General features: G+C 68.5%; 22 protein-coding genes. 14 read left to right on the top strand and 8 right to left on the bottom strand.

Annotated elements, in window-relative coordinates; genetic code table 11:
- Nucleotides 1-4: 4 nt before the first annotated feature.
- From rsxC to AAG895_RS13790, 4 genes are all read right to left on the bottom strand, one after another.
- Complete coding sequence (gene rsxC, locus AAG895_RS13805; protein WP_345792572.1) at nt 5-1,726, bottom strand: electron transport complex subunit RsxC; 1,722 nt, start codon at nt 1,724-1,726, stop codon at nt 5-7.
- Nucleotides 1,723-2,274, bottom strand: a complete 552-nt coding sequence (gene rsxB / locus AAG895_RS13800; protein WP_345792571.1) for an electron transport complex subunit RsxB — start codon at nt 2,272-2,274, stop codon at nt 1,723-1,725. Before rsxB ends, rsxC begins: the two co-directional genes overlap by 4 nt.
- Before the next feature lie 13 nt (nt 2,275-2,287).
- Nucleotides 2,288-2,872 carry an electron transport complex subunit RsxA gene (rsxA, locus tag AAG895_RS13795; protein ID WP_345792570.1) on the bottom strand — a complete coding sequence of 195 codons (585 nt, stop codon included), beginning with the start codon at nt 2,870-2,872 and terminating at the stop codon, nt 2,288-2,290.
- 114 nt (nt 2,873-2,986) lie between these two features.
- Complete coding sequence (locus AAG895_RS13790; RefSeq protein WP_345792569.1) at nt 2,987-3,535, bottom strand: NUDIX hydrolase; 549 nt, start codon at nt 3,533-3,535, stop codon at nt 2,987-2,989.
- A gap of 141 nt (nt 3,536-3,676) precedes the next feature.
- On the opposite strand from AAG895_RS13790, the gene AAG895_RS13785 reads away from it, so the two are divergent.
- The 10 genes from AAG895_RS13785 to AAG895_RS13740 all read left to right on the top strand — a co-directional run bounded on the left by AAG895_RS13785 (nt 3,677) and on the right by AAG895_RS13740 (nt 14,178).
- Entirely contained in the window at nt 3,677-5,626 is a 1,950-nt protein-coding gene (locus tag AAG895_RS13785; protein WP_345792568.1) for a diguanylate cyclase, read from the top strand.
- 166 nt (nt 5,627-5,792) lie between these two features.
- Nucleotides 5,793-6,110, top strand: coding sequence for a flagellar transcriptional regulator FlhD (gene flhD / locus AAG895_RS13780; RefSeq protein ID WP_345792567.1), 318 nt, complete (start codon nt 5,793-5,795; stop codon nt 6,108-6,110).
- Nucleotides 6,111-6,120: 10 nt separating this feature from the next.
- Entirely contained in the window at nt 6,121-6,687 is a 567-nt protein-coding gene (gene flhC, locus AAG895_RS13775) for a flagellar transcriptional regulator FlhC (protein WP_345792566.1), read from the top strand.
- 226 nt (nt 6,688-6,913) lie between these two features.
- Nucleotides 6,914-7,768 carry a flagellar motor stator protein MotA gene (gene motA / locus AAG895_RS13770; protein ID WP_345792565.1) on the top strand — a complete coding sequence of 285 codons (855 nt, stop codon included), beginning with the start codon at nt 6,914-6,916 and terminating at the stop codon, nt 7,766-7,768.
- 76 nt (nt 7,769-7,844) lie between these two features.
- Complete coding sequence (gene motB / locus AAG895_RS13765) at nt 7,845-8,846, top strand: flagellar motor protein MotB (RefSeq protein ID WP_345792564.1); 1,002 nt, start codon at nt 7,845-7,847, stop codon at nt 8,844-8,846.
- A gap of 87 nt (nt 8,847-8,933) precedes the next feature.
- Nucleotides 8,934-9,902 (top strand): chemotaxis protein, encoded by a 969-nt coding sequence (locus AAG895_RS13760; RefSeq protein ID WP_345792563.1) that lies wholly within the window; start codon nt 8,934-8,936, stop codon nt 9,900-9,902.
- Nucleotides 9,903-9,911: 9 nt separating this feature from the next.
- Complete coding sequence (locus AAG895_RS13755) at nt 9,912-10,871, top strand: chemotaxis protein (RefSeq protein WP_345792562.1); 960 nt, start codon at nt 9,912-9,914, stop codon at nt 10,869-10,871.
- Nucleotides 10,872-10,904: 33 nt separating this feature from the next.
- Entirely contained in the window at nt 10,905-11,303 is a 399-nt protein-coding gene (gene cheY, locus AAG895_RS13750; RefSeq protein ID WP_345792561.1) for a chemotaxis response regulator CheY, read from the top strand.
- A gap of 26 nt (nt 11,304-11,329) precedes the next feature.
- Nucleotides 11,330-12,193, top strand: a complete 864-nt coding sequence (gene cheZ, locus AAG895_RS13745) for a protein phosphatase CheZ (protein ID WP_345792560.1) — start codon at nt 11,330-11,332, stop codon at nt 12,191-12,193.
- A gap of 89 nt (nt 12,194-12,282) precedes the next feature.
- Nucleotides 12,283-14,178 (top strand): chemotaxis protein CheA, encoded by a 1,896-nt coding sequence (locus tag AAG895_RS13740; protein ID WP_345792559.1) that lies wholly within the window; start codon nt 12,283-12,285, stop codon nt 14,176-14,178.
- Between the two features lie 72 nt (nt 14,179-14,250).
- On the opposite strand, the gene tal is transcribed toward AAG895_RS13740, so the two are convergent.
- The 4 genes from tal to xseA all read right to left on the bottom strand — a co-directional run bounded on the left by tal (nt 14,251) and on the right by xseA (nt 18,928).
- On the bottom strand, nt 14,251-15,327 hold the full coding sequence (gene tal, locus AAG895_RS13735; RefSeq protein ID WP_345792558.1) for a transaldolase: 1,077 nt from the start codon (nt 15,325-15,327) through the stop codon (nt 14,251-14,253).
- Nucleotides 15,328-15,860: 533 nt separating this feature from the next.
- The gene (locus AAG895_RS13730; RefSeq protein WP_345792557.1) at nt 15,861-16,661 is read right to left on the bottom strand and encodes a pseudouridine synthase; all 801 of its coding nucleotides are present in this window, start codon (nt 16,659-16,661) and stop codon (nt 15,861-15,863) included.
- Between the two features lie 160 nt (nt 16,662-16,821).
- Complete coding sequence (locus tag AAG895_RS13725) at nt 16,822-17,406, bottom strand: Fe-Mn family superoxide dismutase (protein ID WP_345792556.1); 585 nt, start codon at nt 17,404-17,406, stop codon at nt 16,822-16,824.
- 229 nt (nt 17,407-17,635) lie between these two features.
- The gene (gene xseA, locus AAG895_RS13720; protein ID WP_345795298.1) at nt 17,636-18,928 is read right to left on the bottom strand and encodes an exodeoxyribonuclease VII large subunit; all 1,293 of its coding nucleotides are present in this window, start codon (nt 18,926-18,928) and stop codon (nt 17,636-17,638) included.
- A gap of 431 nt (nt 18,929-19,359) precedes the next feature.
- Here xseA and AAG895_RS13715 point away from each other — a divergent pair, with 431 nt between their 5' ends.
- The 4 genes from AAG895_RS13715 to AAG895_RS13700 are packed head-to-tail and all read left to right on the top strand — an operon-like array spanning nt 19,360 to nt 21,595.
- Entirely contained in the window at nt 19,360-19,968 is a 609-nt protein-coding gene (locus tag AAG895_RS13715) for a MotA/TolQ/ExbB proton channel family protein (protein WP_345792555.1), read from the top strand.
- An 11-nt stretch (nt 19,969-19,979) separates the two neighbouring features.
- Complete coding sequence (locus AAG895_RS13710) at nt 19,980-20,405, top strand: biopolymer transporter ExbD (RefSeq protein WP_345792554.1); 426 nt, start codon at nt 19,980-19,982, stop codon at nt 20,403-20,405.
- A gap of 10 nt (nt 20,406-20,415) precedes the next feature.
- Nucleotides 20,416-21,423 (top strand): tetraacyldisaccharide 4'-kinase, encoded by a 1,008-nt coding sequence (gene lpxK / locus AAG895_RS13705; protein ID WP_345792553.1) that lies wholly within the window; start codon nt 20,416-20,418, stop codon nt 21,421-21,423.
- Nucleotides 21,404-21,595 (top strand): Trm112 family protein, encoded by a 192-nt coding sequence (locus AAG895_RS13700; RefSeq protein WP_345792552.1) that lies wholly within the window; start codon nt 21,404-21,406, stop codon nt 21,593-21,595. The genes lpxK and AAG895_RS13700 overlap by 20 nt, the downstream gene beginning before the upstream one ends.
- Nucleotides 21,596-21,601: the final 6 nt, after the last annotated feature.

Here is a 21,601-nt window from a genome sequence, read left to right as displayed (position 1 = left end):
GTGCTCAGGGGCGGGGCTCGGCGCCGGCCGCGCTCGCGGCTTCGCCCACGGCGGCCGGCGCAGCCGCCGCCGCCGGGTTCGCCGAGGCGTCGAGGGCCTTGCGGCGGGCCTCGATGTCGGCGATCTCGGCCTGTTTCTCGGCGCTCAGGTTGTCGGTGTTCTGCGGCTGCACCTCGGCCTTCTGCGCCTTGGCGCGGGCGAGTGCAGCGGCGATCAGCGCCTTCTTGGGGTCTTCGGTCGCGGTGTCCGCCGCTGCGGCCGGGGGCGGCGCGCTGGCGCCGCTCTCGGCCAGCTTGGCGCGCGTCTCGGCGGCCTTGGCGGCGAGCTTGGCCGCTTTCTCGGCCTTCTCGCGCTCCTGGCGGAAGTTGCGGAACTCGAAGCGCTCGCGGGCCTGGTCGGCCGCGGCCTTCTCGCGCTCGCGCGCCCAGATCTCGCTCTTGGCGAAGCGGAAGTAATCGACCAGCGGGATGTGGGCCGGGCACACGTAGCTGCAGCAGCCGCACTCGATGCAGTCGAAGAGGTGGTATTCCTGCGCCTTGCCGAAGTTCTTCGAGCGGCTGAACCAGTACAGCTCGAAGGGCTGGAGGTCGGCCGGACAGGCCTTGCTGCACTCGGTACAGCGGATGCAGGGCTGCTCGGGCGGCGCCGGCGGGAACAGCCTGGGCGAGGCCGAGATCAGGCAGTTGCTGCCCTTGACGATCGGCACGTCCAGGCGCGGCAGCGCGTAGCCCATCATCGGCCCACCCATCAGGGTGCGGTCGGTGTCGGCGCGCGGGCGGGCGAGCGGCAGCAGGTCCTGCACCGGGGTGCCGATGAGCACCTCCCAGTTGCCGGAGTCCTCGACGTTGCCGGTGAGGGTGACGATGCGGCTGATCAGCGGCTCGCCGAGCGCGATGGCGCGATAGACGGCGTAGGCGGTACCGACGTTGAAGCATTGCACGCCGTAGTCGGCGCCGAGCTTGCCGTAGGGAATCTCGATGCCCGTCAGTACGCGGATGAGCTGCTTCTCGCCGCCGGCCGGATACAGCGTCGGCACGGCGACGATGGCGACACCGTGGGGCGAGGCTGCAGCCGCGGCCTTCATCGCGGCGATCGCCTCGGGCTTGTTGTCCTCGACGCCGACCACCAGCTCGCGCGCGCCGATCAGCTCGCGCAGCATGGTGGCGCCGGCGAGGATCTCGGCTGCGCGCTCGCGCATCAGGCGGTCGTCGCAGGTGATCCAGGGTTCGCACTCGGCGCCGTTGAGGATCAGCGTCTCGATGCCGCTGCCCTTGCCGAGCTTGACGTGGCTGGGGAAGGTCGCCCCACCCAGGCCGACGATGCCGCAGTCGCGCAGCCAGGCGAGCGCTTCCTCGCGGCTGGCAGCGTGGAAGTCGAAGGGGGCGTGCTCGACCCAGCGCTCCTCGCCGTCGGGTTCGATGACCACGCATTCGGTGTCGAGCCCGGAGGCATGGGCCATCGGATAGCGTGCGATGTCGATCACCGTGCCCGAGGTCGGCGCATGCACCGCGGTGCCGAGGAAACCCTCGGGCTCGCCGATGCGCTCGCCCTTGAGCACGCGCTGGCCGACCTCGACGATGCAGCTTGCCGTGGCGCGCGCGCTCTGGCGCAGCGGCACGGTCAGGCGCGCGGGCAGGGGCGCGCGGCGGATCGCCGGTGTGCAGGATTCGTTCTTGTGCGCGTCGGGCTTGACGCCGCCGTGGAACCTGAACAGTCGCCCGATCATGCTGCCTTCCTGATTTCGACCACCGGGTACTTCCATTTCCAGGTCTGCACCGTCTCGGCGACCGGCACCATCGCGATGCAATCGACCGGACACGGCGCCACGCACAGCTCGCAGCCGGTGCACAGCGGCTCGACCACCGTGTGCATCTGCTTGGCGGCGCCGACGATGGCGTCGACCGGACAGGCCTGGATGCACAGCGTGCAGCCGATGCAGGTCTGCTCGTCGATGACGGCGACCGACTTGGGTTTCTCGATGCCGTGCTCTTCCGACAGCGGCTTGAACTCGCGCCCGAGCAGGTCAGCGAGCTTACGGATGCCTTCCTCGCCGCCCGGCGGGCACTGGTTGATCTCCGCCTCGCCGTTGGCGATCGCCTCGGCGTAGGGCTTGCAGCCCGGATAGCCGCACTGGCCGCACTGGGTCTGGGGCAGGATGGCGTCGATCTTCTCGACCAGGGGGTCGCCTTCGACCTTGAAGCGGATCGCGGCATAGCCGAGCGTGAGGCCGAGGACGACGGCAAGGCCTGCCATCACGAGAATTGCGGTGAGCATGCTGGCGGCGGCCTCAGTGGAAACGGTCGAGGCCGGCGAAGCCCATGAACGCAAGGCTCATGAAGCCGGCGGTGATCATGGCGATCGCCGTGCCGCGGAAGGGCAGGGGCACGTCGGCGCCATCGAGGCGCTCGCGGATGCCGGCGAACAGCACCAGCGCGAGCGTGAAGCCGACCGAGGAGCCGAAGCCGAACAGCAGCGATTCGAGCAGGTTGTGCTTCATGCCCACGTTGAGCAGCGGTACGCCGAGCACCGCGCAGTTGGTGGTGATCAGCGGCAGGTAGATGCCCAGCACCTGGTGCAGCAGCGGGCTGGTCTTCTGGATGATGAGCTCGGTGAGCTGGACGATCGCGGCGATGACGACGATGAAGGACAGCGTGCGCAGGTAGCCGAGGTCGAGCGGCTGCAGCAGGTAGTGATCGATCAGGTAGCTGGTGCCGGAGCCGACGGTGAGCACGAAGGTCGTCGCCGCACCCATGCCGATTGCGGTCTCGAGCTTCTTCGACACACCCATGAACGGGCACAGCCCGAGGATGCGGACGAGAACGACGTTATTCACCAGGACGGCGCCGATGACGACGAAGATGTAGCTGGTCATGATCCGCGCGCGGAAAGGAATGGCGGCGATTATCCCCCGCCGCGAAGGGGGGCTCAACCCTGACGCGCTAATAGTCTTATTGACGCAGCCGGGCGCCGTTGCGGCGCGCGTCGATCACCGCCACTCGGGGGGCGGCGGGGTGAGGCTCGCGGTGTGGACGCCCCACTGCCCGCTGCGGCGGTCCTCGAAGAAATGACGCAGGCTGATGGCGATGGAGCGGAAGGCGATGCGCTCCCAGGGGATGTCGTCCTCCGTGAACAGCGCGACATCGAGCGACTCTTCGCCGGGCCTGAAATCGAGGTCGAGCAGGCGGGCGCGATAGATGATGTGCACCTGGCTGATGTGCGGCACGTCGATCAGCGTATATAGCTCGCCGACCTCGATGCGCGCGCAGGCCTCTTCGAGCGTCTCGCGCGCGGCGGCCTGCGCGGTGGTCTCCTCGTTCTCCATGAAGCCGGCGGGCAGCGTCCACATGCCGTGTCGGGGTTCGATCGCGCGTCGACAGAGCAGGACCTTGTCCTCCCACACGGGCAGCGCGCCGACGACGACCTTGGGGTTCTGGTAATGGATGGTGCCGCAGTGCTCGCACACGTGGCGGGGCAGCGAGTCACCGGGTGGAATGCGGAAGGCGACGGTGGCGCCGCAGCTCGAACAGAATTTCATGATGGCCGGCGTGAGATTTTCGGCGATTCTAGCCCGCTTTCGCTTGCCTGCCGCCGGGCGCGGCTAAAGAATCCAGCGTCCGTGCCGTGATGCGACGGCAGGAGCCGGCCGTGCCGGCCAGGCAACGACTCAGGGGAAGGCATGCCGCAACCGATCGACATGAGGCGCTACACGCAGCTCAAGGCAGCCGGCGAACTGCCGTCTCCGCGCGGCGTCGCGCTCGCGATCATCCGCCTGACCCAGTCGAGCGAAGTGTCGCTGCCCGAGCTTGGCCGGGTGATCAAGGGCGACCCCGCCTTCGTCGGGCGGCTGATCAAGGCCGCCAACGGCCTCGTGGCCGAGAACCGCCGTGCCGTGGTGTCGGTGCAGGAGGCCCTGATGGTGCTCGGCCTGCCTGCGGTGCGGACGCTTGCGCTCGGTTTCTCGCTGCTGTCGACCTACCGCAAGGGCGCGTGCGCCGGCTTCGACTACCAGCGCTTCTGGTCGTCCTCGCTGTTGATGGCGCTGTCGATGCAGGGCCTGGCGCAGCGCGTGCGCGTGGTCCCGGCCGACGAGGCGTTCAGTCTCGGGCTGCTCGCCCGCGTCGGCGAGCTCGCCCTCGCCACGCTGTACCCTGACGCGTTCTCGCGCTTGCTCGCCGATCTCCATCGCAGTCCGCAACAGCAGCAGCTCTCGCTGGAAGACGGGGCGTTCGCGATGAACCACTGCGAGCTTGGCGCGGCCATGCTGATCGAGTGGGGCGTACCCGACGCGCTCGTGCAGCCGGTACGCTTCTACGAACAACCCGAGCTCGCCGGCTACGACGAGGGGTCGCGCGGCGCAAGCCTGATGCAGTGCCTGATGCTGGCGCGTGCGATCGCCCAGCTCTGCCTTGCGCCGGACAGCGAGCATGCACGCCTGATGCAGCCGATGCTGCGCGTGTCGAGCCGGCTCGGGCTCGAGCGTGCCGAGTTCGTCGCGCTGTGCGAGCGGGTCGGGCGCGACTGGGTCGATTGGGGCAAGCTGCTCCAGATGCGTACCGAGTCTGCGCCGCGTTTCGGCGAGTTGAGTGGCGCCGCCGCGCTCGACGAGGGACGCGGCCTCGCTTCGGAAGATGCAGACGCGGGTGGCGAGGCGGCGGAGGAGACGCCCTTGCGCGCCCTGCTCGTGGTGCGCGAACGTGCCGCGACGGCGAGCATGCGCGGGGCCCTTGAAGCGGCCGAGGTCAGCGTGTTCGAGGCCGTGGTGGCGGGGGGCGATGCCGCCCTCGAGGTCGCCATCGATGTCCAGCCCCACCTGCTCGTGGTCGAGTGGGGTGCCGAGGGCGAGCGCCTGGTGCGCAGCTTGCGCGACACCCGGCTTGGGCGCGGGATCTACGTCATCGCGCTGGTTCCCGCGGAGGATGACGCGCTGTTGCTCGCCGCCTCTGCAGCCGGCGTGGACGATTTCATCGTGCAACCGGTGCGACGTGCCGCGCTCACGCTGCGTCTGCGTGCCTGCTTGCGCACGCTCGTCCTCCAGGGCGAGATCGAACGCGAGCGCGAGGAGCTGCGCAATTTCACCGCGGAACTGTCGATCGCCAATCGCCGCCTGCACGAGGCCGCGCTCACCGATGCACTGACCGGCCTGCCCAATCGGCGCCAGGCGATGGAGTCGATACACATGGAATGGGCGGCGTCGATCCGCCACAACCGCCCGCTCGCCCTGATGGTCGTCGACGTCGATGGCTTCAAGACGATCAACGACGCCCATGGTCACGATGTCGGCGACATCGCCCTGCGCCACGCCGCCGAGGCGCTGCGCAGGGCGGTGCGCACCCAGGACCTCGTCTGTCGCACCGGCGGCGACGAGTTCATCGTGCTCTGCCCCGATACCGAGCTCGCGCAGGCGCGGGTCGTGGCGGAACGCCTGCGCGCGGGGATCGAGGCGGTGCCGGTCGAGACCGGCGGCCCGCGCCTGTTCCTCACCGCCAGCGTCGGCGTATGCATGCGCACGCCGGACATGGACGGCGTCGAGGCCCTGATCAAGGGGGCGGATGAGGGTCTCTACCTCGCCAAGCAGCGGGGGCGCAACCGCGTGGTGGCGATCCAGGCCGGCGCGGACGGGGCGTGATCGGGCTCGGCGCCCCTGCTCCGGCCGCATGCGGGCGCAGTCGGGTGTTGTCGCCACGCCACAGGAAGAGTGGGGGGCAGGCGGCAAAGCGTGACTTTGTAACTTGATGCTGCTGAGAAACTACTTTAAGTTGAAGGCCGTTTGTCCCTGATCGGGATTGGAAACCATGGATCGACCAGACTTTCAGGCCGAAATCCGCGAACTGAACCTCGCCTACCTGATGCTCGCCCAGCAGATGCTGCGCAGCGATCGGGCGACGGCGCTGTTCCGTCTCGGTATCGGCGACGAGCTGGCCGACGTGATCGAGTCGATGTCCGCGGCGAAGCTGGTGCGCATGGCGGCCAGCCAGATGCTGGTGCCGTGTTTCCGCTTCGACGATGCGCAACTCGCCCGGCTGATGGCCGGCGAAGGGCGCGATGCAGCAAGCGCCGGCCTGCATGCTGCGATTCTCGCGGCGGGCAAGGCGGCCAGCGAGGCGGCCTGAGGAGTCTCAAATGAAGAACAAGAGTGTCATCGAGGAAGCAGAAGACGTCCGTCGCGCGGTCGAGATGGTCCAGCTCGGCGCGCGCATGCAGATGCTCGAGGTGGAGACCCGCCTCAGCCGCGAGAAGCTGCTGAAGATCTACAAGGAGGTGCGCGGCGTGTCGCCTCCCAAGGGCATGCTGCCGTTCTCCACCGACTGGTTCATGACCTGGCAGCCCAACGTGCATTCGTCGCTGTTCATGGGCTTTCACCGCTTCTTCACCGGCCGCGCCGGGATCAAGGGGCTGGACGCGATCCTCAAGTCCTACCACCTCTATCTCGACCACATCGAGAGCAGCGCGATGGAGCCGGTGCTGAGCCTGACGCGGGCGTGGACCCTGGTCCGCTTCTTCGACGCCGATCTCCTCCAGCTCGCGCCCTGCACCTGCTGCGGCGGACAGTTCGTCGCCCACGCGCACGACCCGGTCAGCGCCTACGTGTGCGGCCTGTGCAACATGCCCTCGCGTGCGGGTTCCTCGCGCAAGAAGCCGGCCACCCGGCGCGCCGTGTCGCGCACCCGGCAGACGGCGACCGCCTGAGATCGCGGCCGCGCGCGGCGCGGGCTGCATGCTTCATCCGGGCCGCCGTGGCGAACAGGCGGCCCTTTTCATTCCGGGCTGCCGCCGGCGCCCGGTCCCGCGATCGTGCATTTCGCACGCGACGGCTGCGACTGATGTTCAAGTTCTGTTTCCCGCGGTCGTTAGAAGCGACAGATGCCGAGCCCTCCACCCTGGGGCGCCACGGCCGATTCCTGTGGAGTGAGCGGTGTTCCTGATCATTGGCTACGTCATCATCCTTGCTGCGTCGATCGGCACCTACGCGGTGCACGGCAGCCTGCTCGCGCTCTGGGTGCCGCTCGAGTACATCGCGATCTTCGGCCTCATGATCGGTGGCTTCATCGCCGGCAACGGCCCGAAGGCGATCAAGGCCACGCTCGGCTCGCTGTCGCTCGCGGTCAAGGGCTCCAAGTACAACAAGGCGCTCTACGTCGACCTGCTCGCGCTGTTGTTCGAGATCCTCGCCAAGGTGCGCAAGGAAGGCCTGATGTCGATCGAGAACGACATCGAGAACCCCGACTCCAGCCCGATCTTCTCCAAGTATCCGAGCGTCGCCGCCGACCACCATGCGGTCGAGTTCATGACCGACTACCTGCGCATGATGGTGGGCGGCAACCTCAACGCCTTCGAAATCGAGAACCTGATGGACATGGAGATCGAGACCCACCACCAGGAAGCGCACACCGCCCCGCACGTGGTCTCGAAGGTCGCCGATGCGGTGCCCGCCTTCGGCATCGTGGTCGCGGTGATGGGCGTGGTGAACGTGATGGGCTCGGTGGGCCAGCCGCCGGCGGTGCTCGGCAAGATGATCGGCGGCGCGCTCGTCGGTACCTTCCTCGGCATCCTGGTCTCGTACGGCTTCGTCGCCCCCGTCGCCAGCCAGCTCGAGCAGAAGGTCGAGGAGAGCGGCAAGATCTACCAAGTGATCAAGGTCGTGCTGCTGGCGAGCATGAACGGCTATGCGCCGCAGGTCGCGGTGGAGTTCGGCCGCAAGGTGCTCTACTCGACCGACCGCCCGGGCTTCGCCGAGCTCGAGCAGGAAATCAAGAATCGCAAGGGCTGAGCGGCATGGCGTTCTCGAGTCCCGATCTGAGTGACATCCCGCCAGCGCCTGCGCGCCGGCGCGCGGGGAGCGCGCGATGAGCGACGACACCCAGCAGCCAATCGTCGTCAAGCGCATCAAGAAGGGCGGCGGCGGCCACCACGGCGGCGCGTGGAAGATCGCCTATGCGGACTTCGTGACCGCGATGATGGCCTTCTTCCTGCTCATGTGGCTGCTCGGCTCGACCGCCCAGGGCGACCTCGAGGGCATCGCCGACTACTTCCAGAACCCGCTCAAGGTGTCGATGCAGGGGGGGGAGGGTACCGGCGACAGCTCGAGCATCATCAAGGGTGGCGGCGAGGACCTGTCGCGCAAGGTGGGCCAGGTCAAGCGCGGCGACACCCCGAGCACGCGCGCGATCAACCTCGACGCCGCGCCCGCGCGCCGCACGAGCGAGGAGCAGGCTGCGCTGGAGGCCGCCGAGCGCCGCGAGCGCAGCAAGCTGATCGATCTCAAGGGCAAGCTGGAGGCGATCATCGAGGCCAATCCCTCGTTGCGCCAGTTCAAGAACCAGCTCCTGCTCGACATCATCAGCGAAGGCTTGCGCATCCAGCTGATCGACGCCCAGAACCGGCCGATGTTCACCTCGTCGAGCGCCGAGCTGCGGCCCTACACGCGCGAGCTGCTGCGCGAGATCGCACGCGCGCTCAACGATGTGGACAACCGCGTCAGCATGTCGGGCCACACGGATTCGTCCCAGTACGCCGGTGGCGAGCGCGGCTTCTCGAACTGGGAGCTGTCCTCGAACCGTGCCAACGCCGCGCGCCGCGAACTCGTCCTGGGCGGGCTCGAGCCGGGCAAGATGGTGCGCGTGGTCGGCCTCGCCGATACGGTGCACCTCAATCCGGACGATCCGCTCGATCCTTCCAATCGCCGCATCAGCATCATCGTCCTCAACAAGACCGCCGAGAGCGCGATGCGCGGCCAGGCCCCACCGGGCAGTCCGCCCGCGCCGGACCGCATTGCGCCAGCGGGGGCGAACGGCGGGGCCGTCGATCCGTTCGTCGCGCCCGGGGCGCCGCCCGTGGTGGCGCGATGAGCCTCAAGTCGGGGCCGATGGCGCCGATATCCCATTGAAGGCGCACCGCTCCCTCCGTGCGCACAAACCACCGCAAGGCGGTAACCCATGTCCGAACTGCTCAAGAACATTGACGCCCGCACCCGGCTTGCGGGCACGAACAAGCTGGAGATCCTGCTGTTCACGCTGGGCGTGGACGCGCGTACCGGCCGTCGCGAAACCTTCGGCATCAACGTCTTCAAGGTGCGCGAGGTGATGCGCACGCCGGCGATCACGGCGGCGCCCGAGATGCCGGACGCCGTCCAGGGGATGGTGAGCCTGCGCGGCGCCCTCGTGCCGGTGGTTGACCTGGGCGCCTACGTCGGCGTCGGTTCCGAGGCGGCGCGCGAGATCATGATCGTCACCGAATACAACGGGCACACCCAGGGCTTCCTGGTCGAGGGCGTCGACACCATCCTGCGGCTGGACTGGTCGCAGATGCGCGTGCCGCCCGAGATGCTCACCGCCCGCCTCGGGGGCCTGGTCACGGCGGTCACCGAGCTCGCCGACGGCCGCCTGGTGATGATGCTCGACGTCGAGCGCGTGCTCTCCGAGACTTCGCGCTACGACGACGAATTCCTCTTCCGCGACATCGAGCCGGTCCCTGGCGGCGACGCCCACGTGGTGTATTTCGCCGACGACTCCTCGGTGGCGCGCAAGCAGATCAAGCAGACCCTGGATGCGATGAACGTGCGCCATGTGGGCGCAGTCAATGGCCGCCAGGCCTGGGACGAACTGCGCCGCGTCGCCGCCCACGCCGAGGCCTGCGGACGCAAGGTGAGCGACTTCGTCAGTCTGGTGCTGACCGATGTCGAGATGCCGGAGATGGACGGCTACATGCTTACGCGTCAGATCAAGGCCGACCGCCGCTTCGCCGGCGTGCCGGTGATCATGCATTCATCGTTGTCGGGCATGTCCAACCAGCAGCTCGGCCTGTCCGTCGGTGTCGACGAATACGTGCCCAAGTTCGAGCCTCAGCGTCTGTCGCAGACCCTGGCGCGCCTGCTGGGTGGTGGCGATACCGCAGGCATGCGTTGAGGGTGGATCATGCATAACGATCATCACGAGCAAAGCGCGCTGTTCGACGAGGTCGACGGGCGCGCCACGCTGGCCGGCTCGAACCGCATGGAGATCCTGCTGTTCTCGCTCGGCACCAGCGAGCATTTCGGCATCAATGTGTTCAAGGTGCGCGAGGTGTCGAAGACACCCTTCATCACCCGCACGCCCAACATGCCCGCCGGCGTCGAGGGCCTGATCTCGCTGCGCGGCAACGTCATCCCGGTGCTGTCGCTCGGCAGCATCCTCGGCCTGACCCGGCCGGACGCGCCGCTCGGCGGTGCGATGATGGTCACCGAGTACAGCAAGCGCACGCTCGGCTTCCTGGTGTCTTCGGTGGACCGCATCGTCCGTGTCGAGTGGGATCGCGTGCGCGCGCCCGAGAACGTGTCCTCCGGAACGCAGAGCTTCATCACCGCGATCACCGAGCTGTCCGACGGCCGCCTGGTCTCGATCCTCGACGTCGAGACCGTGCTCGCCAACACCTTCGGCGACACCGTGGTCGGCAACATCGCGCCGATCGGCAACGGCCACGAGGTGAACGTCTTCTTCGTGGATGATTCCGCGGTGGCCCGGCGCAAGATCAGCGAGGTGCTCGACCGTCTCGGCGTGCGTCACAAGAACGCGCAGAACGGCCTCGAGGCCTGGAACCGCCTCGAGAGTCTGGCCAGCCATGCGGAGCAGACCGGACGGCAGCTGCTCGACGAGATCGACCTCATCCTGGTCGATGCCGAGATGCCCGAGATGGATGGCTACGTGCTCACCCGCAACATCAAGGCCGACCCGCGCTTCAGCGGCATCCCCGTGGTCATGCATTCGTCGCTGTCCTCAGAGGCCAATCGCGCCATGGGCAAGCGCGTCGGCGTCGATGCCTACGTGGCAAAATTCGACGCCGAAGTCCTCGCGGACACCATTCGTCCGATGTTGCAGCGCGGCCGCCGCGGCGCCTGAGCGCCGAGGCAGTGAAACCCCGGAGAAAACAAGATGGCCGACCCCAAGACCCGATTCCTCGTCGTCGATGACTTTTCGACCATGCGCCGCATCGTGCGCAACCTCCTCAAGGAACTCGGCTTCAGCAACGTCGACGAGGCCGAGGATGGCGCGGTCGCGCTGCAGAAGCTCAACACCGCACCCTACGACTTCGTCGTCACCGACTGGAACATGCCGAACATGGACGGCCTCGCGCTGCTGCAGGCCATCCGCCGCAGCCCCCAGCTCAAACACCTGCCGGTGCTGATGATCACCGCCGAGGCGAAGAAGGAGAACATCATCGCCGCCGCCCAGGCCGGCGCCAGCGGTTACGTGGTCAAGCCCTTCACCGCGGCCACCCTCGCCGAGAAGCTGGAGAAGATTTTCGAGAAGATGGGTCGCGCGCCGTCCTGAGCGGCAGCCGAACACGGAGCAGGAACATGAGCAAGAAGTCTAGATTGGACGAATCGGGCGACTCGGACGAGCTGCAGGCCCTCTTCGACAGCATCGCCGCCGATCCGGCGGGGGGGCGCAGCACGGTGCCCGCATCGATGGCCGCCGTCTCCCCGCTCACGATCGACGATTCGGGCGACTCCGACGAGCTGCAGGCGCTCTTCGATGCGGTCGCGGAGCAGGCCCATGTCGTCGCCGCGCCTCAGGCAACGGGCGAGGCGCACGTGCCGTCGCCGGCTGCGGGCGAGTCGGACGCGGTCTTTCATCGCCTCGGACAGCTCACCCGCCAGGTGCATGACAGCCTGCGCGAGCTCGGCCTGGAGGGGGCGCTGAAGGAGGCCGCAGAGGCGATTCCGGATGCGCGCCAGCGCCTCGGCTACATCGCGCAGACCACCGAGCAGGCTGCCAGCCGGGTGCTCAACGCCACCGATGTCGCGCGCCCGATCCAGGACGAGCTCGCCAGTGGCGCCGACGAGCTGAAAGCGCGCTGGGACGCGCTCTACGCCGGCAAGCTGTCGCCCGAGGCCTTCCGCGAACTGAGCGCGGACACGCACGGCTTCCTCTCTGCGGTCGGCCAGGGCACGCGGACGACGAGCGCGCAGCTGCACGAGATCATGATGGCGCAGGATTTCCAGGACCTCACCGGGCAGGTGATCAAGCGCGTCGTCGATCTCGCGCAGATGCTGGAGACGCAGCTGCTGCAGGTGCTGCTCGAAGCCGCACCGCCGCAGGTTCGCCAGGAACGCCACTCCGGCCTGCTCAATGGACCGGTGATCGACGCCACCGGCCGCACCGACGTGCTCACCAGCCAGGCGCAGGTCGACGACCTGCTCGAGAGCCTGGGATTTTGACGTGCGCCCGTGCGCGGGCGTGACCCGCGCCAGTATGTCGCCGCGCGGCGGCGGCAGATTAGCCGGGGCAATCTGGAGCAATCTGAGTCATGAGTGATTTTGCGGGCATGGAGGACCTCCTTCAGGACTTCCTCGTCGAGGCGGGGGACCTGCTGTCAGGGGTCGACAACAAGCTGGTCGATCTCGAGCGTTCGCCCGAGGATCGCGGTCTGCTCAACGACATCTTCCGTGGCTTCCACACCATCAAGGGTGGCGCGGGCTTCCTCAACGCGACCGAACTGGTCACCCTGTGTCACCTCACCGAGAGCCTGTTCGACAAGCTGCGCAACGGCGAGCTCGGGGTGACGCCCGAACGCATGGACGTGATCCTTGCCGCCACCGCTGCGGTGCGCGACATGTTCGGTGAGCTCGAGCGCGGCGTGCAGCCACCGCCGGCGGAACCGGCGCTGCTGAACAGCCTGCGGGTCGCGGTGAGCGGCGGCGCAGCAGCGCCCACCGACGCCGCTCCGATGGCGAAGCCCGCAGCGGCGAGCGTACCGCGACCGGGCGAGCCCGACTGGGATGCGCTCTATGCCGCGGTCACCGGCAGCACCGTGGTCAGCGGCGGGGCAGCGCCTCCATCGCCGGCCGCAGCGCCGCCCGCCGCCCGCCCGCCGGTGCCTGCCGCCGAGCCGCCGGTCAACAGCGATCCGATCGTGCGCGCGGCCTTCGGGCGCCGGGAGTCCGACCTGCCGGTCGCCAGTGCCCCCACCGGTCGGCGCGACAGCGAGCGCCAGCGTGACAACTCGATCCGCGTCGATACCGCGCGCCTCGACCAGGTGCTGAATCTCTCGGGCGAGATCGGTCTGACCAAGAACCGCCTCAACGCCCTGCGCAGCGACATCCTGAGCGGACGCACCGACGCCGAGACCCTGCATGCCCTCGACATCGCGGTGAGCCAGCTCGACCTGCTGGTGTCCGACCTGCAGAACGCGGTCATGAAGACGCGCATGCAGCCGATCGGCCGCCTGTTCCAGAAGTACCCCCGCATCGCCCGCGACCTCGCGCGCAGCCTCGGCAAGGACGTCGAGCTGCAGCTCGTCGGCGAGGACACCGAGATCGACAAGACGATGATCGAGGATCTGTCCGATCCGATCATCCACCTCATCCGCAACGCCGTTGACCACGGCGTGGAGGACGCCGCCGGCCGTGCCGCCGCAGGCAAGCCGGCGAAGTCGGTGCTGCGCCTGGAGGCGCGCCAGGAGGGCGACCACATCGTGATCCTGGTCGCCGACGATGGCCGCGGCATGGACGCCGAACGCCTGCGTGCCAAGGCGCTCGCCAAGGGCCTCATCAGCGATGAGGAGGCGAGCACGATGGACGATCGCCAGAGCTACAACCTGATCTTCCTGCCTGGTTTCTCGATGGCCGAGAAGGTGTCGGACGTGTCCGGCCGCGGCGTCGGCATGGATGTGGTCCGCACCAACATCCAGAAGCTCAACGGCACGATCGAGATCCGCTCGCAGCTCGGCAAGGGCACCACGCTGGTGATCAACCTGCCGCTGACGCTGGCGATCCTGCCGGTGCTGCTGGTGCGCCTGGGCGAACAGCCCTTCGCCGTGCCGCTGTCGATGGTGCGCGAGATCCTGCCGATCGACCCCGGGAGCATCCAGGACGTCGGCGGCAAGGCGACCATGGTGGTGCGCGGCGAGGTGCTGCCGATCGCGCCGCTGTCCACCCTGCTCGGCTGGCCGCGTGAGCGCGTGCCCCAGTACGGCGTGCTGATGCAGGCGGCCGAGTGGTCCTTCATCCTCGCCATCGACAGCTTTGCCGGCCGCGAGGACGCGGTGATCAAGTCGCTCGACGACTTCCGGCCCAAGGGCGTGGCGGGGGTGACCACGCTGTCCAACGGCCAGATCGTGCTGATTCTCGACATGAAGGAGCTGCTGGAGGGTGCCGGCGACCGCCGCGGCGTGTCGCGCGAGGCCCTGCTCGCACCCGCCTGAACGGCGCGCGCCCACCATTCCGGAATACGGGGACGCGCCCGCGCCCGTCCGTCGTCGTTCCGTGTCGCTTGTTCAGGCGGTGAGCTCGAGCAGGCCGGCAAAGGCCTGTTCGAACTGTGCCAGGCCCTCCTGCTGCAGGCGCTCGCCGACCGCCACCATGTCGATCCCCGCCGCGGCCAGCGCGACGAAGTGTTGCGCCGCCTGCTCGACGTCCTCCTCCAGGGTCGAGGCCACCGTGCCATGGTCGCGCAGCGCGTCGAGCGTGGCGTCGGGCAGGGTATTCACCGTTTCCGCGCCGATGAGGGGTTCGACGTACAGCAGGTCGCTGTAGGCCGGGTTCTTGGTCCCGGTGCTCGCCCACAGCATGTACTGGGGGCGCGCGCCCGCCGCGGCAAGGTCCTCGAAGCCGGCGCCGTGGAAGCGTTCCTGGTAGGCCTCGTAGGCCAGCCGTGCCATCGCCACCGCCGTGCGTCCGCGCAGCGCGAGCAGGTCGCCGCCGCGTTCTTCGAGCAGCTTGTCGACCAGGGTATCCACCCGCGACAGGAACAGGCTCGCCACCGACATCACCGGCGCCACCTCGCCACCCGCAGCCTGCAGGCGGCGCAGCCCGCGCAGGTAGGCCTCGGCCACCGCCTCGCAGTGGGCGAGCGAGAACATCAGGGTCACGTTCACGCTGACACCGGCGCCGATCAGGCGCTCGATCGCGTCCAGGCCGGCGGTCGTGGCGGGGACCTTGATCAGCAGGTTGGGACGATCGACCGCCGCCTTGAGACGCAGGCCGGCGGCGAACGTGCCGTCGGCATCGTGGGCGAGGGCGGGCGAGACCTCGAGGCTCACGTAGCCGGCGTTGCCGCCGCTGTCCTGGTGCAGCGGCGCGAGCAGATCGCAGGCGCGCTGCACGTCGGGCACGACCAGCGCCTCGTAGCGCGCTTCGGCGCTCAGGTCGCGCTGCTTGAGCGCGGCGAGATCGTCCTCGTAGTAGCGCCCGCCCGAGATCGCCTTGTGGAAGATCGCCGGGTTGGTGGTCACCCCGGCGACGCCGTCCTCGCCGATGAAGCGCGCGAGGTGGCCGTCGTTGAGCAGGGTGCGGGAGAGGTTGTCGAGCCAGATCTGCTGGCCGTGCTGGCGTACCTGGAGCAGCGGGTTCATCGTCTTACCTGGAGTGTCATTGAAACGGGGCCCTGGCAGGGGGGTGTCTGTGCGGGCGGCGGGAAGCCAGGATTTTGCCTTGAAAGTGTTGCGATGTGCCGGCTTGCGTCGATGGATGTTCTGAATTGGGGTGCAACCGTCTTTGCTCGCAGGCCTGGCGCGAGGGACGCGCACGGGGTGTTCCTTCCGGGGCTGCGGAACTCGCTTCGCTCGGACAGTCCTCGCCCCTTCAGGAATACCCCGCACGCATCCGGGAATCGAGGGTTCAGCTCAACGCAAAGGCAGAAAGAACGTGAAGACAGCAAGGTGTGCGAGAGCCCTTGCAGCAGAACCCACATAGCTTTGAGACACGATGGTGTCAGGACAGTCGAGCGGCGACCACGGTAGCCGGGGATGTGTGGGGTATTCGTGAAGGGGCGAGGACTGTCCGAGCCCGAAGGGCGAGTTCCGCAGCCCCGGAAGGAATACCCCGCGCGTCCCCGGCGGGGCGCAGAGGGCGGGTCGCAGAGGGTGGTTGCCTGCGCCCCAACATGCTACGAGCCGGGCTGCTTGGTCCAGCCAAGCGCAGCAGCGACGCTCCCAAAATCCTCCGCCACCGGCGCCACGATCTCCAGCGGCGCCTTTGTCACCGGATGCGCCAGCGCCAGCCGGGTGCAGGCCAGCAGCAGACGGTGGCTGCCGAAGAGGTCCTGGAACAGGCGGTTGTGGCGGCCCTTGCCGTAGGTGGCGTCGCCGATGATCGGGTGGGCGATGTGCTTCAGGTGGCGGCGCAACTGGTGGCGACGGCCGGTCTCGGGGAAGAGTTCGACGAGTGCGTAGCGGCTGGTCGGATAGCGGTCGACCGCATGCGGCAGTTCCACCGTCGCGAGGCGGCGGAAGCGGGTGCGCGCGGGCTGGGCGACCGGCTCCATGACCGGGTCCGCAGCGTCCATCGCATCGCCCTCGTCGAGGTCCTCCGGGAGCGCATCGCGTGCGCCGGCGCCTTTGCCGCGGCGCACTTCCACCGGGTCGAGCCGGCGCACCAGTGCGTGATCGATCACGCCGTTCTCGGCAGGATGGCCGCGCACGATCGCCAGATAGCGCTTGTCCACCGCCTGCGACTCGAAGCGCTGCGCCAGCGTGCGCGCGACCTCGCGCTGGAGCGCGAACAGCAGCACGCCCGAGGTGCCCCGATCGAGGCGGTGGGCGGGATAGACGCGCTGGCCGATCTGGTCGCGCAGCAGCTGCACCGCGAAGCGTTCCTCGTGTGCCGCGATCGGGCTGCGGTGCACGAGCAGGCCGGAAGGCTTGTGGATCGCGATCAGCCAGTCGTCGCGGTAGAGGATGTCGAGCATGCGGCGAGTCGTCGGTGGCGCGGCCAGCGCGTGGCCAAGGGCGCGCCAGCAAGCCTGTCGACGACAGGCTGCGTTGGAACGGCGACGCCAGAAAACACGAAAGCGACCACGCGGGTCGCTTTCGCAATGCTGCCGCCGGTCTCACGACCGGCGCCGGGAATCAGGCGAAGTTCTTCGCCGCGAAGTCCCAGTTGGCCAGCTTGTCGAGGAAGGTGGCGACGAAGTCCGGGCGACGGTTGCGGTAGTCGATGTAGTAGGCGTGCTCCCACACGTCGATACAGAGCAGCGCGGTGTCGCCGGTCGTCAACGGGGTGCCGGCGGCGCCCATGTTGACGATGTCAACCGACCCGTCGGCCTTCTTGACCAGCCAGGTCCAGCCGGAACCGAAGTTGCCGACCGCGGACGCCTGGAAGGCCTTCTTGAAGTCGTCGAACGAGCCCCACTTGGCCTTGATCGCGTCGGCCAGCGCGCCGCTGGGCTCGCCGCCGCCGTTGGGCGACATGCTGTTCCAGAAGAAGGTGTGGTTCCAGACCTGCGCGGAGTTGTTATACACGCCGCCGGCGGGCGCCTTCTTGACGATGGCTTCGAGGTCGAGGTTCTCGTACTCGGTGCCCTTGATCAGGTTGTTCAGGTTGGTGACGTAGGCCTGATGGTGCTTGCCGTAGTGGAACTCCAGGGTCTCGGCCGAGATGTGCGGGGCGAGAGCGTCCTTGGCATAGGGCAGGGCGGGCAGGGTGTGTTCCATGCGGTTTCTCCTGAGTTGTTCGATTTGTCTGTCTGAGGGTTGGGGAAAGCCGGACTATTTTAGTCTGGATTGAAACCCGAAGACAATGTTGCGCCCCGCATGTTAAGCCCAGAGGGCCGCTTTGCGGAACCGGGGCGACGGGTGCCCGCTGCGTCTGCTGCGCACACCGCGCGTGCTGGAAGGGCGGTGAGGCGGGACAGGGCCTGGCGGACGCGATCAACGAACCGTGTCAGTCGGAACGGTGCCCGACCACCCGCGTGTCGAGTCGGCCGTCAGCGAGCTCGACGCTGACGGCGGCGCCTGTGGCCACCCCGGCGGTGCTGCGCAGTACGCGGCCATGCTCGTCACGCGCGATCGCGTAGCCGCGTGCCAGGACGGCCTGCGGGGCAAGGTGCTCAAGGTGGGCGGCGAGGGCCGATAGCCGTGTCTGCTGGCGTGCGAGCAGGCTCGCGGTCGCGAGCTGCAACCGATGGCCGAGGGCGTCCACGTTGCCGCGTGAGGCGGCCGGCTGCGGGGCGCGTGTCGCAAGACGCAGCTGCGCGCGCAGCAGGCGTTGGGCGCCGTGCTCCATGCGTCGGGCCATCGCCGAGGCCAGGCGCTCGCCGAGTCGCTCGAGCGTGGTCCGCTCGCGACGCAGGCGCTCACGCGGGTGGAGCAGGCGCAGACTGGCGCGGTCGACGCGCTGGGCGAGACCTTCGAGGCGGCGTTCGAGCGCCCGCTGCAGCCGCGGCTGGAGCACGGCGAGCTCGCCGCGCGCGGCGTGCCAGCCGGCGCTGGCAAGCTCGGCAGCCCCGGTCGGCGTCGGCGCACGCAGGTCGGCGGCGAAGTCCGCGATGGTGACGTCGGTCTCGTGACCGACCCCGCACACGACCGGCAGCGGGCAGGCGCGCAGCGCGCGGGCGAGGCCTTCGTCATTGAAGGGCCACAGGTCCTCGATGCTGCCCCCTCCGCGCACGAGCACGAGCAGGTCGACGCCGTCGATCATGGCCCGCCGCCCGGCCTCACGGATCGCGGCCACCAGGCGTCCCGCGGCATCGCTGCCCTGCACCGGCGCGGGGTAGAGCACGACGGGCAGGTGCGGCGCGCGCCGGCCCAGGGTCACCAGCACGTCGCGCAGCGCCGCCGCCTGGGGCGAAGTGATGACGCCCACGGCGCGGGGAAAGCGCGGCAGCGGGCGGCGTCGGGCAGGGTCGAAAAGACCTTCGGCGGCGAGTTTCGTCTTCAGTTGGTTGAAGGCTTCGAACAGGTCGCCGATACCCGCCGGGCGCAGCGTTTCGATGTTGAGCTGGTAGTCGCCGCGCGCCTCGTAAAGCGTCGCCAGCGCCCGCGCGTCGACGCGCATGCCATTCTCGGGCCGGAAGGCGAGCAGCTGCGCACGGTTGCGCCACATCGCGCAACGTACCTGGGCATTCGCGTCCTTGAGGGTGAAATAAAGGTGCCCCGAGGCTGCGCGGGTGAGATTGGAGATCTCGCCGCCCACCCAGAGCAGTGGCAGGGCCGCTTCGAGCGCCTCGCGCGCCATGCGGTTGAGTGCGGAGACGCTGAGTACCGGAGGCGGTGCGCAGAACGTGCTGTCGGTGGCGGCGGCGCCAGGCGCGAATGGGGTGGCAGGCATGGGCGGATTGTAGCGGAATCCACAGACGGTCGAGCCTGTCAAGAGGATTTGCGCAAGTCCTTGACGAATAAGGGGTTGTTTTGCAAGTTCATGATTTTAAAGGATTTAAAATGTTGCACAATTTTTCATCGGAGTGTCCGAAGGCGCGCCGCAGCAAGGATTGCGGGCCACATCCCGAAACTGCCCACAAACTTATCCACAGCTTCTGTGGATTGCTGGCTGGATCCCTTGCGGGGCGGGGGCGGCAGGTGCGAAGAGGCGGAGGCGAATGCGCCGGCTTGCCGGCGCCCCGGTCGCGGCGCTAGAGTCTCGCCTTTATCCGCAAGAGGTTGCCGCGCGTGTTCGCGATCATTCAGGCCGTTGGCTGGCCGATCTGGCCCCTGATTCTGGCATCGGTCATTGCGGTGGCGCTGATCATCGAGCGCTCGATCAGTCTGCGGCGCGTCCGCGTGGCCCCGACCGGGCTGCTCGACAACGTGCTCCGCGACCTGCGCGAGGGCGGAGCCTCGCCCGAGATGATCGAGCGCGTCGCGCATCATTCGCCGCTCGGGCGGGTGCTCGCCGCAGGCTTGCGCAATGTGAACAGCACGCGCGAGGTGATGAAGGAGGCGATCGAGGAGACCGGGCGCGCCGTCGTCCATGAGCTCGAGCGCTTCCTGACCACGCTCGGCACCATCGCGGCGATCAGCCCGCTGATGGGGCTGCTCGGCACCATCATCGGCATGATCGACATCTTCGCCTCGCAGGGCGTGAGCGGCGCCAATCCCGCCCAGCTCGCGCAGGGCATCTCGATCGCGCTGTACACCACCGGGCTGGGCCTGATCATCGCGATTCCGGCGATGATCTTCTGGCGCCACTTCCGTGCGCTCATCGACAGCTTCGTGATCGACATGGAGCAGCAGGCGATCAAGCTCGTCGAGGTTGCCCACGGCGAGCGCCGGGCCTGAGGGACTGAGCGATGAACTTCCGCCGCGGCAGCCGCAACGAGGAGCCGGAGATCAACATGATCCCGCTCATCGACGTGGTGCTGGTGATCATCATCTTCCTGATGCTGACGACCACCTTCTCCAAGGTCTCCGGACTGGAGATCAACCTGCCGACCGCCGAGTCCGAGGGCAGCGAGTCGGTCTCCGAGGAGATCGTCGTCGCCGTGACCGCTGCCGGCGAGGTGCTGGTCAACCGGCAGCCGGTGGGCGAGCGCAACATCGACGCGATTGCCGCTGCGCTCGGCAAGGCCGTCCCGGCGCAGGCCGGCGAGCCGCCGGTGATCGTCATCAACGCCGACGCCCGGGCCGCACACCAGAGTGTTGTGGACGTGATGCAGGCGGCACAGCGCGCCGGCCTGCCGCACATCACCTTCGCCACCCAGGCGCCCGCACAGTGATGCGCTGAGCATGGCGGCCCGCGCGCCCGCGTTCTGGCAGCGCCGCGGCGCGCTCGCCCAACTGCTGCGCCCCCTCTCCTGGCTGTTCGGCGCGCTCGCTGCCCGCCGGCGCGCTCGTCTTCAACGGCAGCGGCTGCCGGTTCCTGTGATCGTGGTCGGCAACATCGCGGTGGGCGGCAGCGGCAAGACGCCGGTGGTCGACTGGCTGGCCGGCGTGCTGCGCGAGGCAGGCCATCGGCCCGGCATCGTCAGCCGCGGCCATGGCGGCCGGCTCAGCGCGCAGGGCGCGGTGGCCATGGTGCCCGCCGACGGCGATCCCGCGCAGTACGGCGACGAGCCGGTATTGCTCGCCCGGCTGACCGCATGCCCGCTCGTCATCGGCCGCGACCGGCCGGCGGCGGCGCGCGAGCTGCTGCGTCACCATCCCGGGTGCGATGTGCTCATTGCCGACGACGGCATGCAGCATTACCGGCTGGCGCGGGACATCGAGATCGCGGTGGTGGATGAGGCGACGCTGGGAAACGGACTGCTGTTGCCTGCGGGGCCGCTGCGCGAGCCGCTGGCACGCTTGGGCGAGGTCGATCTGGTGATCGCCCACGGGCCGCTGTCGGCGCGCTTGCAAGCGCTGCTCGGCACCGTCCCGGCGTACGCGATGCAGTTGCAGGGCGGGGCGCTGCGCGCGCTCGTCGACCCGGCGCGGCAGCGTCCGGCAGGCGAACTGCGCGGGCAGCGGGCGCATGCGGTGGCCGGGATCGGACGGCCGCAGCGCTTCTTCGATCAGCTCGCCGCCGAGGGCATCGAGGTGATTCCGCACCCCTTCCCCGACCATCATCGCTTCAAGGCTGCGGATCTCGCCTTCGAAGACGCGCTGCCGATCCTGATGACCGCCAAGGATGCGGTAAAATGCGCGCCTTTCGCGCCTGCTGATTGCTGGGAATACCCGGTGCGGGCGCAGATCGGCCCCGGCGCCGCCGAACGCATCCTGGAGAAACTCGAAGATGGACGCACGTCTGCTTGAAATCCTCGTCTGCCCGCTGTGCAAGGGGCCGCTCGACTACCTGAAGGACGAGCAGGAGCTGGTGTGCAAGGCCGACCGCCTGGCCTATCCGATCCGCGACGGCATCCCGGTCATGCTGGACGAGGAGGCGCGCAGCCTGAGCGCCGAGGAAGTCGACGCGCTGCGCAAGTGAGCCGCG

The organism is Thauera sp. JM12B12 (assembly GCF_039614725.1).
Lineage (GTDB): Bacteria > Pseudomonadota > Gammaproteobacteria > Burkholderiales > Rhodocyclaceae > Thauera.
Note: the sequence above shows the minus strand (reverse complement) of the source record. Positions and strands in the feature narration are given on the sequence as shown.